Genomic DNA, 14,430 nt, shown 5'->3' with positions numbered 1-14,430 from the left:
AGCACTCCAATTCTTCGAAGCGCCCACACAGTTTGTCTTCCACTTCTTAATGAACCCGCCCCGAAGGCGTGATGCGTATTCTACTCATCCGCTCTTCCTTGTCAAACACTTTTTTCATTTTTTACTTAAATTTATTTCTAACATTTAGGATTTCTCCTTACTCATCTCCTATAGTTAGTTAGCTAGTAAGGATCATTGCTTGCCAGGCAAGCATCCTGTAAGTTACCCTATTGAGTAAATTATTAACATGATAGCTTGGAATTGAATAATGCGTATAATTTATTTTCTCTTCTTGACATTCTGCCTATCCCCCTTAGCTTCTGCCAGTTACAACCATCACGATCATTATCCGACTCACTCATTAGTAAACGCATTAAGGACTGGAACCGATACTAATGGTAAACCGTTGTATCTATGTCTGGCTCGCCTATTTAATAGCACTCAGCCGGGTAAAACCTGGGAGGGTTATGGTCGTTGTAATGTCCCCTATGGTGGAAAAGAATATATCGTCGACCAATTTGATATACCGTACAGGCAATTATTTAACCACACTCAGTGGCAAGGCGATAATGGAGAATCCCCTCTAAGAATTGGCCTTGATAGCAATGGTGCTCCTCTATTCTTATGCCAGGCTTTTTTTAGGGGTAGCAGGCAACCGGGCAAAACCTGGCCCGGTTATCATCATTGTAATATTTCCTATGCAGGCCATGAAATTATTACCGATAATTACCTTATACTAATCGATGAACACCAACGCACGCATCAGCATGGCTCTTATAACAACCCATACCAAACCCAATATCCAAGCCGTTACCATAGCCACTCTCAGACTACTCAGCAATGTATGAAAGGTCCGTTCGGCGAACAAGTCTGTGGATTCAATTGTTTACGCTCAATTAATCGAGTTGCTTGTGCAAGAATGCCTGATCAACAGTGTGTTGCTGATAGCTTTGGGCATATTAGCTGCGGCTATGGTTGTGTGAAATCACCCTTAAAAGTGGCCTGTGCGCAAAGGCGTGATGAAAATTGTGTCATTAATAGCTTTAATGAGATTGCTTGTGGCCGACATTGTCGAATAGACCATTTTAACCACATCCAATGTGACAATAATTAGGGCTTGCTTAGCCCTAGATTCGCTCATAGCGATAAAAAGTCATATCATAATTATTTTTTTCATCGTGCTGCTGAAAAACAGCTTCCTTACACTGCCAATCTGTTTTGGATATCGCGGGGAAAAAGACGTCAGCATCAAATTGATGGTGAATGACTGTTAGATAAACCTGCGAAGCCAAACTGAGGGCTTGTTCATAAACTGCAGCCCCTCCAATAATCATCACTTCAGGCGTATTTTTTACCAGCGCTAAAGCCTTCGCAAGCGAGTCAACTACTTCTACGCCTTCGAGAGAAAGTTTTTTCCTGCTTAAAATAATATTCAATCTTCCTGGCAAGGGTTTTCCGATAGAATCATAGGTATTTCGTCCCATGATGATCGGCTTCCCCATAGTGAGGGTTTTAAAATGTTTAAGATCCGCAGGCAAATGACAAAGCAACTGATTATCTTTTCCCAAACCTCGATTTTCATCGACTGCAGCAACTAAACTAATGATAGTCATTTTCTGCTTTCTCTTATTCTTGCCATTGATTCTGCCATACGGACTGCGGCCAGCAAACTGCCAGTCTCTGCCAAACCGGTACCTGCCAAATCCAGTGCTGTGCCATGATCAACAGAGGTGCGAATAATGGGTAAACCAAGTGTCACATTAACTGCCGAACCAAAACCAGCGTATTTTAATACAGATAATCCCTGATCATGATACATCGCAACAAAGGTATCACAGTGCTGCTGATTACGCGGTGTAAACATAGTATCTGCAGGAAAAGGCCCCTGGACATTAATCCCTTTTGCCTTTAATTCGGTTAGGGCAGGAGTAATAACCTCAATTTCCTCTCGTCCTAAATACCCACCCTCACCGGCATGAGGATTTAAACCTGCTACATAAATACATGGATTGCTCAGGCCAAAATCAAATTTTAGTGCTGTATGTAAACACTCAACGACTGAAGTAATTAAGGGTTTAGTGACGGCATCAGCCACATCTCGCAGAGGAAGATGAGTAGTGACTAAAGCAACTTTCATGGCCTCACAAGCCAAGAGCATAACGACTGTCTCTGTATTACAGTGCCTTGCTAGAAATTCTGTATGGCCAGTAAAAGCAATACCTGCCTGGTTAATGATAGCCTTATGCACAGGGGCAGTAACCAGGGCAGCAAATTCACCTTGCAGGCATTTATCCGTTGCCAAACTCAGCATATTAATTACGTAGCTTGCATTTAAAGGGTTTAATTGCCCAGGAACAACCTTGGCACCGCAAGGGATAGATAAAACCGTCAAGTGATTTGGTTTCGTGATAACAGGAGCATCCGGTTGATAATCAGAAAAAGTAATTGCTAATTTCAATTCTGCTGCCCGCTGCGCAAGCAAATCCTTATCAGCTAAAATAACGAGAGGTAAATCATAAGCAGCAAGAGCAAGACATAAATCAGGCCCTACCCCTGCTGGCTCCCCACTACTAACCAGTAGGGGTTTCATGCTAATTTCTTATCCAAAATATTGATGTAGGCTTCTGCACGCAGATGTTGTTGCCAATTTTGTACTGCTTCCGTAAATTTCCGCTGTTGCAAAAATTGTCTGACTTGTTGACGCTTGAAAGAGGCTGAATCGTCAATCTTTTTGCGCTCCAAGACCTCAATTAGATGCCAACCAAAAGGTGTCTTTACTGGCTTGCTAACCTTATGCAGCGGTAATGCGTCCATAACTTTCTCAAACTCTGGTACCAATTCGCCAGCAGTCACCCATCCTAAATCACCGCCTTTAACCGCGCTGGCAGCATCAAGTGAATATTGCTTGGCCATCAACGCAAAATCTTTACCTGACTTTAACTGTTGATACAAATTATTGGCCTGTTTACTTGCTTCAGTTGAGGTCATACTTGCATCCTGCTTTAGCAAAATATGACGCACATGCGTTTTAGTAACTTCATGGTGCTCATCATTACCACCGATAGCGGTTAGTTTGATCAACTGATAACCGTTTCCCGTACGTATTGGTCCAGCAATTTCACCAACCTTCATGTTCACGACCTGCTTGGCAAAAATCTCGGGAAGTTCGGCAAGGTGACGCTCACCCAAATCGCCACCTTCCAAGGCAAATTCCCCACTGGATTCGGCAATCGCCATCCGGTTGAAATCATCACCGTGCTTTAGTTTAACAAGTAAATCCTTCGCTTTCTGGTGGGCTTTGTTTAGTTGCTCTGTTGTAGGCTCTTCCGGTACAGGAATCACGATATTTTGTAGATGGTAAGTCTGTTTAGCTTTATCGTCGTGTTGTGCTGTTTTCATGTAATCTTCTACTTGTTGAGCTGTCACAGCGACTACGTCTTTACCTACTGCTTTTTGTTGCAACCGGCTAATCAGCATTTCTTTACGAATATTTTCCCGATAGTTTTCCCAACTTAGCCCTTGCTTGCTTACTTCCTCTCGCAGCTGAGTCAGGGTTAAATGGTTACTAGTTGCAATTTTATTGAGCGCTTCATTTAAATCAGCGGTATCCACTGTAATATCATTTTGCTTCGCTACTTGCAGCTCTAAATCAACATCGATTAGATGTTGTAATACTTGTTTACGTAATACAGCATCTGAAGGCAATTGCATTTGTTTAGCCTCCAATTGCTGTCGTAAAATTTCGACCTGAGAATTCAGTTCACTCTCTGTAATAACACCATCATTAACAACAGCGACTACCTTATCCAAAGGCTGCCCTGCAATAACCATGGCTGGTAAGAGTAACAACAAAAATGCAATCCGCTTTAGCATGCGATTATCCTCTATCTTTTTTTCGGCAATTTAGGCCATTCTTAATCAAAATACAAGCAACTTTAATTAATTTAAAACAAAATCAAAGTCTAACTATGAAAACTATCCGTATAACCAGGAATATAAGTGTGTATTGTACTAGCTGGGTCGCTATTTCCAACAGAGCCTAGCCCCTTCAATAAAATCTGTAAATAGACATTGTTATTATATCTTGGCTGCAATTGGGTGTTTAAACTCTGGAAAGTACGTCCTCCTAGCAACCTTACTGCCCAACAACAACTATCATATTGTAGCCCCAAAAAAGTCATCATTGCATACCGTTTACTTAAATTATAATTATAAGAACCTAAAGTGCTCCATCTTTCATTTAAAGGCCAGGCATAGGCAAAGGTTGCCTGGTGCAAAGAATTATCCTGCACTTGGCTATTAGCTACTTGCGTAATATCCCCATTAACCAAGTAGGTATACCCGACACTAACAATTTGATTCTTTGCTGGTTGATAATGAAAATTGAGATGGCCATTATTGGTTGCACTTGTATAGGGATCCCAAACATAATCACCAGTTAACACCCAAGCTGGATGAAAACGATAGACTGCACGACTTGCTATAGGGGATGATTTCGCAAGAGGCGACAGGTACCCCAACGTTAAAGGGTTATCTACACAAGTTCCCATATTATTCTGACAAAGCTGTACTCGCCGATTAGCAAAATAACGAGTTTGACCAATGGAAACTGTCGCTTTTTCACCGCCTGTTTGATCTGAGAGCCAGCGTGAACTAACTGCATAACTCAATTGGTTAGCATCACCGATACGATCAAACCCTGAAAAACGGTTAGTACGAAAGAGTTGATCCGTATTAAATATCATATAACCAGAATCATACACAGGAATAGGCGTTTGATCATGAAAAGGGACGTGAAGATAGTAAAGCCGGGGTTCTAAAGTCTGGGTAAACATTTTCCCCATGACATTTACAGGACGTTCAAAATACAAACCACCATCAACACTATAGCGAGGTATTGTACGATTAAATTGTCTGTTTAAAGGCGTACCATTGCTATTTAATGCATAAGAGCTGTAATAATTCAATCCATAAGGATAATAATTACTGCCATAAGCATTCGTATTTAAGAAATAAGGACTATTGTTTAATGGAAAGGCATCTCTATCAAAAAAAGTACGGTTTTGTTTCACATCATAGTAATTTTCTACCAGTTCCACAGAAGGTGTAATAAATCCCCAGGGTTTCATTTGAGGAAAAGATAAAACCGGATTTAGGTGGTAACGCGGTCCTTCTGGTTTTAATAAACGACTATCCGGCCATTGGAAGTAGTCAAATTGTCCCAACAAAGAGAAATTACCCCTAAGAGGTAAATCATCATAAACGCCCCGTGCCATTAATTGTGGTAACCGCTGATAAACATCCTCAATAGGTGTTTGATTCACTGGACGCAAAGTTTGATAACTTTGGAGCATACCACGAAATAACCAATTCTCTGTGGTGTAGGTCAAATCCCCTTGACGTAATAATTGCCGCTCAGTGAGTATGGCAAGGTTCGAACTAAAATCCTGCAGATAATAGGGATCTGAAACCTGTTGGAAATTAATCCCCATATGTAAATGAGGATTGAATTGCGTGCTATCTTTCAACTGTACAGACCATCTGTCTGTTGAGGTACCACGCAATTGAGGGTATTGCACTTCATTATCCAGTATAAAATTGCGAAAAGCGCGATCATTAGGTAAAAAACGACCGTTGAATACCCCATAAGAGTGAGTGGTCAAATACCTAAACTGGCCTCCCAACATCAGGCCGCGGCGTGAATATACATGTGGGATAAGAGTAGCATCATAATTGGGTGCTATATTCCAATAATAGGGTTGGGCGTAATCAAAACCACCAACATTCGACGTTCCAATAATTGGCATTAAGAAGCCTGATTTACGCTCTTTAGAGGTAGGAAAACTAAAATAAGGTGTATAAAACACCGGCCAACCGCCTACACGTAATTTAGCATTTCGTGCTACCCCTGTTGCCTTGGCTTTATCAAGAGTAATCGTTTCTGCTTCAATTTGCCAAGCTTTGTCCTCAGGTGCACAATTACTATAAGTAGCCTGCTCTAAACGATAATCTTGATTAGCGAATCGTTGAATCAAACTGGCACGCCCCCAAGCTGGCAAAATGGCACCTTGACGTTGTGAGTTAAACCGATAGAGAACATCTTCAACTTGCCCAGACTTATCTTGTGGATTAATGGTTGCCTTTCTTGCAATCATTAAGCGCTCTGGCTCTAAATATTTTACATCTCCAAATAATTCAATTTTTGTTACTTTATTCGATTTGGCATCACGGTAAACATAAGCAGTTTGCGCATTGACAATCCGTTCAGTTTGTTGGACTTCAACATCGCCAGACAATTGGGAGCGGCCTTGGTTATAAAAAGAAACATTATTGGCCATGATTAGTATTTCATCATCCGCAAGCGGAGTAACTGTAAGCGGTGTATAAGAGCCTCGGCAAACAGAAAAAGGGGCATTTTCTTGCCAACCTAAGCATTGAGCAATTCTAGAACGAACAACCGCATTTAACTCAACATCACGCGCGATTACGCAAGCTTGCACTGGCTCCATCATTATATCAGAGGCATAAGTCGCCACATGATAAGTGCCTATAGCCAGCGTGCTGGTTGCAATAAAACCTGCAAACACGTAGCGATGACAAATCATTTTATGAATTACTTGCGGTATAGCATCAAGCCTAATGTTCAGCGTCACCAAAATACCTTATGATCCACATGCACAAGGTGCATGATAATTTAGGATCTATTGACATTTCTACTATCTTGGCCGAAAAGCATTGTTTTTCGAATCAAACTGGCGAAATGTCAACAGATCGTGTCACTTGCAAAAAAACATGACACCTGCAAGCAAGAGTCTACCTGAAATTCTCTCATTAAATTCTGTAGAATTTCATGGCCGGCTCTTAAAAACAAGGCTGAGGAGTATAACATGCATAATCGACAAAACGCACTTAACAAGTGGCTTGAAAAAGTGCTTGCACCGTCTAAATTTACCCTACATCCTCTAGCAGGTGATGCCAGTTTCAGGCGTTATTTCCGTCTTCATTATAATTCGATGACCCAAGTGGTTATGGATGCCCCCCCTGATAAAGAAGCGTTACAACCATTTCTCGCTGTAGCTGGCTTGTTAAGCACTGCTGGTGTACGTACTCCACAGATCCATGCCGTCGATAAAGAACAAGGCTTTGCTCTTCTGGACGATTTTGGTGACGCGTTGTTACTCAATCATCTCAATGTAGAAACAGCCAACAAGTTATACCCTATGGCTATGAATACACTCATCAAAATGCAGCAATGTTCAACTCAGGCAACATCACAACTGCCTATCTTTGACAAACCATTCATTATGTATGAGTTAAATGTCTTTCGTGAATGGTTTTTAGATGCTTATTTAAAAATAAAACTAACTGCTGCAGAAGAAAAACTTTTAGATGAAACATTTGCTCAACTGTGCGACGCAATATTGCAACAGCCAAAGTGCTTTATTCACCGCGATTACCATTCACGCAATATTATGTTGCTTGCTGAAGAGGAAGATCATGCTTTGGGAATTATCGATTTTCAAGATGCAATGCTGGGCCCCTTTACTTATGACCTGGTCTCTCTTCTGAAAGATTGCTACATCCAATGGCCTCGCGAACAGGTCATGAAATGGCTGACTACTTTCCATGGTCAGGCACCTTGTGCAACAGGTTGGTCTTTATCAGCATTTACCCGTGCCTTCGATTGGTGTGGTCTACAACGTCATTTAAAAGTGCTTGGTGTTTTCTCCCGCTTGTATTTGCGTGATAATAAAGCCAATTATTTGCAGGATTTACCGCTAACCCATCATTATGTAATGGCGTGTCTCGAAACTTACGAAGAATTACATCCATTTTATCAATTCATGCAAAATAGGATTCGTTTACCATGAAAACTGCCATGATTTTAGCTGCCGGCAGGGGAGTACGCCTTAAACCCCTTACTGACAAAATACCCAAAGCCATGTGCCAGGTACACAATAAACCATTAATTGAATATCACGTGGAAAGGCTCGCCAAATTGGGGTTTGAACGTATCGTTATTAATCATGCTTACCTGGGCGGGCAAATACGCCAACATCTTGGTAATGGTACCAAATGGGGAGTTGAAATCTGCTACTCTCCTGAGCCTCCGGGCGGCCTTGAAACAGGCGGCGGCATTCACGCTGCTTTGCCTTTGTTAGGCAAAGAACCTTTTGTAACTGTTAACGCCGATGTTTTTACTGATTATGACTTCACGCAATTACACCTGACGGAAGAAACCAGGGTTCATCTGGTCTTGGTTCCTAATCCACAGCATAATCAGGGTGATTTTGGTTTGGATAATCAACAACAGCTTACTAACCAAAGAGTATATACTTTTGCGGGAATAACTTGTTATCGCCCAGACGTTTTTGAACAATGCAAAGCAGGTAGATACTCGGTTGTCCCCCTACTTCGCGATTTGGCTGGCAAGAACCTGGCCAGCGGGGAGCTCTACCAGGGTTTATGGGTTGATATTGGCTCCTCTGAACGACTCAAATTCGCCAATACCACCTCTCGTACTTAACTCTTTGGAGTTCGCACCCCCTCATAATCGGGAATCTCCTCGATGTCCACCTCTTGTACAGAAGTAGGCTGAGTGGCTTGCTGTTGCTTTTTGCTCACCACAGCTGCAGGCTCTTCTCCCGGGAAGGACTGTTGCCGGGCAGTCACGTCAATCCCCTGATCCTGCATATAGCTTTCAAACCCTTTGTCCCCGCTCATAAGATCACTTAGCTCACTACCACTGGCTCTTACCTTATTGCCTTTCTTGTCTACAATAAAATCACCATTCTCATTACTTTTATAGATGACACTATCATCACTACGATACTGGTTGCCCGCAAGCCAGGTATTAAACAAATTATCAACAACTTCAATTTTTTCACGATCTTCATCGTTCTCGGCATCCATTTCTACCCCATCTATGGTGATGCCTCGTCTATAGTCGCCTTTCTCACTGAAAGCATAATCCATTACAACAGCCTTATCCTGAATTTTGTCATTCATAACCTCTGCTTCTTGTTTCGCCAGATTCTGTTGCAGATTTTCATAAGGATTACTAGCCGTCATCTCACCGTCCCAAAGCTGGCCATTCGGACCCCGCAGGTAATGGACATTCTGGCGAGCATTACCCATCTTTTTCAACATTGTCTGGGCGGGTGCCTTATGAATTACTCCGGCTTGGGTAAATTTAGCTTCTGCTTGTTCACAGGCATAATCAATTGCCTCAGTAGTAGTAGCCACTTCAATGATTTGCCCAAAAGCCTTAGCAGGTGGCAATAACTCGTGTTTACCTTTACGCGTTACTTTTGATCTACCCATAATTCACTCTCATATAATTCGTTACCAATAAAAATCTGATCCTCAATAGATGCGAAATCGTCATCCCAGGCTATATTGCAATTTATCCTCATGAATTCGAAGACTTACCTCTTGGAATTCTAATGATTATAGCAAATTCACACGCTTTAAAGAGCAGCAGCCAATGCTTGCAACGTTAAGAGACCGTAAAACCCTCTATTAATCCAACGGATTTGGAAAACTATCAATAACAGAAGAAAATTGTTTGTTCTTCATCGACTCAAAAGAAAACTCATCGACTTGAATAGCATCCCAGCGCGCCCGTTCTACCGCAACAATTGCATCCATGTCTTCCTGAGACAGTTCACCTTTATTGACTTTGTCGCTCAGTTTTTCTTTCAAAGCCTCAAATTTAAAACGTTTGAGACCACCAATTTTTTTGAACAGCTCTTCGTGTTTGATGATAAGCTGTAAAGTATTCTCCATTCTATCGACGGGCTGTTTCGGATCCCCACTGAGGTAGATTGATTTAATCATTTGCTCACGATAATGATTATTTTGCATCATTAATTTTGCCAATTGATGATCCAGCTTATCACTTGGATAACGCATTGTTTGTCCAAAAGGAAAGGCCAACAAACGCACTAGCAATCCCAGGGGCCGGGAAGGGAAATTTTGGCAAAAGGTAATCATGGCTTTTTGCGCATGATAGAAACAATAGGAAACCGCCCATTTAGCATGCACTTTTTCATCAACATGCGCTTCATTTTTTTGAAAATAACGCAATGCTGCCATAGCAAGGTAAAGATAGGACATGCCGTCTGCCAATCTTGCCGATAAACGTTCTTTTCGCTTTAACTCACCACCCAAATAAATTAACGATAAATCGGCCAACCAGGCATAAGCGTGACTTAAGCGAGCAAGTCGCTGGTATTCTCGCTTTAAACTATTTGCCGGAGCAGAAATAAAAATACCGCCTGTCCATGCTGAACAGATCGTTTTGGCAAGATTAGACATAAAATACTGAATATGCTGCCAAATTAAAGAACGGAAAGTGGATTTGTCTTCTTGCGAAATAGCATAAAATTCATCACGTACAAAGGGATGGCAGGCCATTGACCCTTGTCCGAAAATCAACAAATTACGCGACATAATATTCGCACCCTCTACCGTAATAGAAACTGGTACCCCTAGATAATAACTAGTCAAATAATTACGCGGGCCAACTACAACAGAACGGCCTGCATGAACATCCATGGCATTATTTACCGCTATGCGAGCAAGTTCTGTATTAAAATATTTCGTGATGGCCGAAGCAACAGAAGGTTTTTTATGTTCATTAACAGCAGCAACCGTCATTAAGCGATTGGCATTGATTAAGTAATTTAAACCAGCAATTTCAGCCAGTTTTTCCTCTATCCCTTCAAATTGACCAATTTCGACATTAAACTGACGACGGATTCTGGCAAAAGCACCCGTGGTTAAATAAGCGATTGACGAAGATGCTGCCCCTAACGCAGGCAGAGAAATAGAACGACCAATGGATAAACACTCAACGAGCATTTGCCACCCATGACCAGCATTTTTTTGGCCGCCAATAATCGTTGTTATCGGTACAAAAATATTTTCTCCACGGATAGTACCATTCATAAAGGGCTGATCGGCAGGCAAATGGCGATTTCCTATTTCAAGATTTTCGGTATTCCTGGGGATCAATAAGCAGGTAATCCCTTCTGCCCCCTCACCTTTCAACAAACCATCCGGATCCTTTAAATTCACTGCCAAACCTATTAACGTCGCAATAGGGGCAAGAGTAATCCAGCGTTTATTCAAATTAATCTTCAGGCCCAAAATCATTTTGCCATCAATTTTCTTTTTAACCACCACCGCTTCGGACTGAATGGAGGTCGCATCACTACCTGCTCCAGGCTCGGTAAGTGCAAAACAGGGTATATCCACTCCTTTAGCAAGATTAGGTAAATATTGCTCTTTTTGCTCCTTAGTACCGTAATAATTAAGTAATTCACCTGGGCCTAAGGAATTAGGTACCATGACCGTAACCGCAGCGACACCTGAGCGACTGGCAATTTTCATAACGATATCGGAATGAGCCCTTGCAGAAAAACCCTTGCCACCATACTCCTTGGGAATTACTAACCCTAAAAACCCTTTTTCTTTAATATACTTCCAAACATTCTCCGGTAAATCACCAGCCTGACTTACCTTCCATTCGTCGATCATGCCGCATAGTGTTTGTGTTTCATTATCAAGAAAAGATTGCTCCTCTTCACTCAGTGTTGAAGAAATATCGGCTAACCTGTCCCAATTAGGTGAACCCGTAAAAATGTCTTGCTCCACCCAGGTATCACCGGCATTTAAAGCTTCTTCTTCTGTTTTAGTAAGCTTGGGAATTGATTTGCCTACTCGATCAAAAAGAAAATCACTGATGGCAAAACGGACCTGTTCGACATGGATGATTGTGACAGCAACGATAATTGCCAACCAGACTATCAAACCGGCGAGCCAAGGCATAGAAAATACAAAAGTGGTAAGTATCAAATAAACTGCACTACCTATTTCCCAGGTTAAGGCCTTCATGCCGTGATAGAGCACCACCAGGGTGAATATCAAATAAATAACAAACAGAAGCGTAGCCATATCAATCCCTTCCTTTACCTTAATGGTGAGTAATCACACGGACTAATTGAAGTAAATCCTAGTATATACCTGTCTTGAATCATTTTGCGAGTCATCCGACACAAGAGAAAAACGCCATGGTAAAAAGCAATTTATTTTTAATTAACAAATGGTTTGACGACGCTCTGCCTCGTAGAGTTGCCCTCTTCTATTCTCACGCATAACTTGCTTATCTTATTTTGCTGCCGTATCGTCTTGCGTTAGATCATTATTTTTTATTGATAGCTATGAGCAAACGTTTGGTTTGGAATTTTGAAATTAGTAGCGATAATTTACTCGCTTTGGACACGCTTCCTTTGGCAGGAAGAGATGAACTTCGTTGGGAAGCACGTTTTTTCTGGCCAGATGATACGATTATTACCTTAAATGGCCTGGATGAGCACTTTCTTCTCTTATCCAATTATCAGGTCAAGCATCGAGAAGATTGTTATTTGCTCTTACCCAATTGCAATTACAACATTAAGAGACGGCGCTCTGAACCACTTTACAAACCCCTATTAGAGAAAACAACCTTCTGCGGATATAGCAAGAAAATTAATCTCAACGACTATCCTTCTGATGCACTATTACCAGGCAGCGATAACCTTCTTGCAGCTGACTTACTAAACAAACTGCAAACACAGAGCCAAGAAATTGAGGTAATAAAAGAGGCTCTGGTTTACAAACTTAGCACTACTCCGACCATCAAGCTCGAACTAGCGCGTCTGGAATTGAATGAAAGAATTTTTTTCAGTGCCTGCATTGAAGGGCATTCGCAATTATTGGTCACAGCGATAGCAAACCACTTGCTGAAAGGCCAGATTTCTTGCGACTATGTCAATTTCCTAAAACAAATTTTGGCGTTATGATAAAAGATCTGCTGGCTATCATTTACAGTTTTGGCAAGATTGGCTTTATTTCTCTAGGTGGCGGCAACTCCATGCTGAAATTGCTGGAGTATGAAGCTGTCAATTACCGTCAATGGATTAGCCCGGAAGAATTTGTCGCCATGGTTGGCTCAAGTTTTCTTTTTCCTGGTTTAACTGCCGTTAAATTATCGGCTTTAATCGGTTATAAGGCAGCAGGCATGACAGGTTTAATTCTAGCTGTCGCCTGTTTAAATTTACCTGGCCTAATTATGGCTGTCATTGGTTATCAAGTCCTTAGTAGTCATAATAGTCCCATAACGCGTAAAATTATGATTGCCGTGCAATATGGTGCATTGGCCTTACTCGCTGCAGCTTCTTTTTCGGTTGCCCAAGGGGTTGTCGGCATCTATTTCTCCTGGCCTATAGCAATTATCTCCGTGTTGTTTTTTGCAGCACTAGTCTATTTCCCTTTATCACCCTTTTGGGGCTTCCTTGCTTTTATTGCCATTTGTTTCTTTATTGTCCGTTAAAATTAAATTTGTAAAGCCGGCATAGAAACTCAACAAGCTGCCTCTTAGAACGCTTGCCTTCGACAAGGCTGATCAACTACCCTAGCGTTATTACCATGTATGCTTTTGGGGAGCCTGGTTTGAGTATTAATTTAGATAACCCGGAATACTATATCAACCGTGAATTTACCGCACTTGCATTTAATGAGCGTGTACTGCAACTTGCAAAAGATGAACGCGTGCCATTACTTGAACGCATGCGTTTTCTTTGCATTTGTAGCGGTAATCTTGACGAATTTTTTGAAATCCGGGTCGCCGGTTTAAAAGAAAAAATTGCCTTATCATCAAGGAAACTCAACATAGATGGTTTACGTCCCGACGAAATTTTTACTCAATTGAGTAAAAAAGTTCATTTACTCACTGATGAACTTTATGACATCTTCAATAAAGAGTTACTTCCAGGGATGAAAAAGGAAAATATTCATTTTCTTAATACTGACGATTGGACGGAAGACATCCATCTCTGGGCAAAACATTATTTCAAAAATGAAATTTTACCTATTGTCAGTCCCATAGCGCTCGATTTAGCACATCCATTTCCGCGTTTGTTCAATAAAAGTTTGAACTTTATTATCTCTTTACGTGGTAAAGACGCCTTTGACCGGAACATTGATTACGCTGTAGTGCATGCGCCACGCTCTTTACCCAGAATGATTCCGCTGCCATCAGAACTTTGTACAACTGGCGGCAATTATTTTGTCTATTTAGCATCTATTATACAAACTCATATTCACAGCTTGTTTCCTGGAATGGAAATAAACGGTTGTTATCCCTTCCGTCTGACCCGTAATAGCGATCTGTTTTTGCGGGAAGAAGAAATAGAAGATTTAGCTGTTGCGGTGCAACGCGAACTTTTTTCCCGACACTATGGTCATGTGGTTAGACTCGAAGTTGATAAGCAATGTCCGGCAAACATTGTTGATTTTCTATTACAGAAGCACCATTTACATCATGAAGACACGTATCACTGTGATGGGCCTGTAAACCTGCAACGTTATTACAGCGCCATTAAC

Annotated in this window: 12 protein-coding genes; 6 read left to right on the top strand and 6 right to left on the bottom strand. The window is 41.4% G+C overall.

Going from position 1 to position 14,430, the window contains the following annotated elements; all coding sequences use genetic code 11:
- Positions 1–268: 268 nt before the first annotated feature.
- Complete coding sequence (locus Lfee_RS16045; RefSeq protein ID WP_058447973.1) at positions 269–1,114, top strand: DUF3421 domain-containing protein; 846 nt, start codon at positions 269–271, stop codon at positions 1,112–1,114.
- Between the two features lie 13 nt (positions 1,115–1,127).
- On the opposite strand, the gene Lfee_RS16040 is transcribed toward Lfee_RS16045, so the two are convergent.
- From Lfee_RS16040 to Lfee_RS16025, 4 genes are all read right to left on the bottom strand, one after another.
- Positions 1,128–1,613, bottom strand: a complete 486-nt coding sequence (locus tag Lfee_RS16040; RefSeq protein WP_058447972.1) for a dihydrofolate reductase — start codon at positions 1,611–1,613, stop codon at positions 1,128–1,130.
- Positions 1,610–2,590, bottom strand: a complete 981-nt coding sequence (pdxA, locus tag Lfee_RS16035; protein WP_058447971.1) for a 4-hydroxythreonine-4-phosphate dehydrogenase PdxA — start codon at positions 2,588–2,590, stop codon at positions 1,610–1,612. The genes Lfee_RS16040 and pdxA overlap by 4 nt, the downstream gene beginning before the upstream one ends.
- Positions 2,587–3,873 (bottom strand): peptidylprolyl isomerase, encoded by a 1,287-nt coding sequence (locus tag Lfee_RS16030; RefSeq protein ID WP_058447970.1) that lies wholly within the window; start codon positions 3,871–3,873, stop codon positions 2,587–2,589. The genes pdxA and Lfee_RS16030 overlap by 4 nt, the downstream gene beginning before the upstream one ends.
- Positions 3,874–3,962: 89 nt before the next feature.
- Positions 3,963–6,605: an LPS-assembly protein LptD gene (locus Lfee_RS16025; protein ID WP_058448060.1), complete on the bottom strand. Its 2,643-nt coding sequence runs from the start codon at positions 6,603–6,605 to the stop codon at positions 3,963–3,965.
- A gap of 282 nt (positions 6,606–6,887) precedes the next feature.
- On the opposite strand from Lfee_RS16025, the gene Lfee_RS16020 reads away from it, so the two are divergent.
- The gene (locus Lfee_RS16020; protein ID WP_058447969.1) at positions 6,888–7,871 is read left to right on the top strand and encodes an aminoglycoside phosphotransferase family protein; all 984 of its coding nucleotides are present in this window, start codon (positions 6,888–6,890) and stop codon (positions 7,869–7,871) included.
- Positions 7,868–8,527, top strand: a complete 660-nt coding sequence (gene murU / locus Lfee_RS16015; protein WP_058447968.1) for an N-acetylmuramate alpha-1-phosphate uridylyltransferase MurU — start codon at positions 7,868–7,870, stop codon at positions 8,525–8,527. Before Lfee_RS16020 ends, murU begins: the two co-directional genes overlap by 4 nt.
- Here the strand turns inward: murU and Lfee_RS16010 are convergent.
- Together Lfee_RS16010 and Lfee_RS16005 are read right to left on the bottom strand one after the other, a co-directional pair.
- Positions 8,524–9,324, bottom strand: a complete 801-nt coding sequence (locus tag Lfee_RS16010) for a hypothetical protein (RefSeq protein ID WP_058447967.1) — start codon at positions 9,322–9,324, stop codon at positions 8,524–8,526. The genes murU and Lfee_RS16010 overlap by 4 nt on opposite strands.
- A gap of 198 nt (positions 9,325–9,522) precedes the next feature.
- Complete coding sequence (locus Lfee_RS16005) at positions 9,523–11,961, bottom strand: acyl-CoA dehydrogenase (protein WP_058447966.1); 2,439 nt, start codon at positions 11,959–11,961, stop codon at positions 9,523–9,525.
- Positions 11,962–12,227: 266 nt separating this feature from the next.
- Here Lfee_RS16005 and Lfee_RS16000 point away from each other — a divergent pair, with 266 nt between their 5' ends.
- The 3 genes from Lfee_RS16000 to Lfee_RS15990 form a co-directional block, all read left to right on the top strand.
- Positions 12,228–12,848 carry a hypothetical protein gene (locus tag Lfee_RS16000; RefSeq protein ID WP_058447965.1) on the top strand — a complete coding sequence of 207 codons (621 nt, stop codon included), beginning with the start codon at positions 12,228–12,230 and terminating at the stop codon, positions 12,846–12,848.
- Positions 12,845–13,378: a chromate transporter gene (locus tag Lfee_RS15995; protein WP_058447964.1), complete on the top strand. Its 534-nt coding sequence runs from the start codon at positions 12,845–12,847 to the stop codon at positions 13,376–13,378. Before Lfee_RS16000 ends, Lfee_RS15995 begins: the two co-directional genes overlap by 4 nt.
- Positions 13,379–13,497: 119 nt before the next feature.
- The coding region (locus Lfee_RS15990) for a polyphosphate kinase (protein WP_462138130.1) at positions 13,498–14,430 on the top strand (933 nt) is incomplete at its 3' end.

This window comes from Legionella feeleii (assembly GCF_001467625.1).
In the GTDB taxonomy this organism is placed as follows: Bacteria; Pseudomonadota; Gammaproteobacteria; order Legionellales; family Legionellaceae; genus Tatlockia; species Tatlockia feeleii.
This window is presented reverse-complemented; position numbering and strand designations above follow the sequence as displayed.

Excerpts from the sequence above, each read along its gene's own strand:
- Lfee_RS16025 (WP_058448060.1), bottom strand. The coding sequence starts at position 6,605 with ATGATTTGTCATCGCTACGTGTTTGCAGGTTTTATTGCAACCAGCACG.
- pdxA (WP_058447971.1), bottom strand. The coding sequence starts at position 2,590 with ATGAAACCCCTACTGGTTAGTAGTGGGGAGCCAGCAGGGGTAGGGCCT.
- murU (WP_058447968.1), top strand. The coding sequence starts at position 7,868 with ATGAAAACTGCCATGATTTTAGCTGCCGGCAGGGGAGTACGCCTTAAA.
- Lfee_RS16040 (WP_058447972.1), bottom strand. The coding sequence starts at position 1,613 with ATGACTATCATTAGTTTAGTTGCTGCAGTCGATGAAAATCGAGGTTTG.
- Lfee_RS16045 (WP_058447973.1), top strand. The coding sequence starts at position 269 with ATGCGTATAATTTATTTTCTCTTCTTGACATTCTGCCTATCCCCCTTA.
- Lfee_RS16005 (WP_058447966.1), bottom strand. The coding sequence starts at position 11,961 with ATGGCTACGCTTCTGTTTGTTATTTATTTGATATTCACCCTGGTGGTG.
- Lfee_RS16010 (WP_058447967.1), bottom strand. The coding sequence starts at position 9,324 with ATGGGTAGATCAAAAGTAACGCGTAAAGGTAAACACGAGTTATTGCCA.
- Lfee_RS15995 (WP_058447964.1), top strand. The coding sequence starts at position 12,845 with ATGATAAAAGATCTGCTGGCTATCATTTACAGTTTTGGCAAGATTGGC.
- Lfee_RS16000 (WP_058447965.1), top strand. The coding sequence starts at position 12,228 with ATGAGCAAACGTTTGGTTTGGAATTTTGAAATTAGTAGCGATAATTTA.
- Lfee_RS16030 (WP_058447970.1), bottom strand. The coding sequence starts at position 3,873 with ATGCTAAAGCGGATTGCATTTTTGTTGTTACTCTTACCAGCCATGGTT.
- Lfee_RS16020 (WP_058447969.1), top strand. The coding sequence starts at position 6,888 with ATGCATAATCGACAAAACGCACTTAACAAGTGGCTTGAAAAAGTGCTT.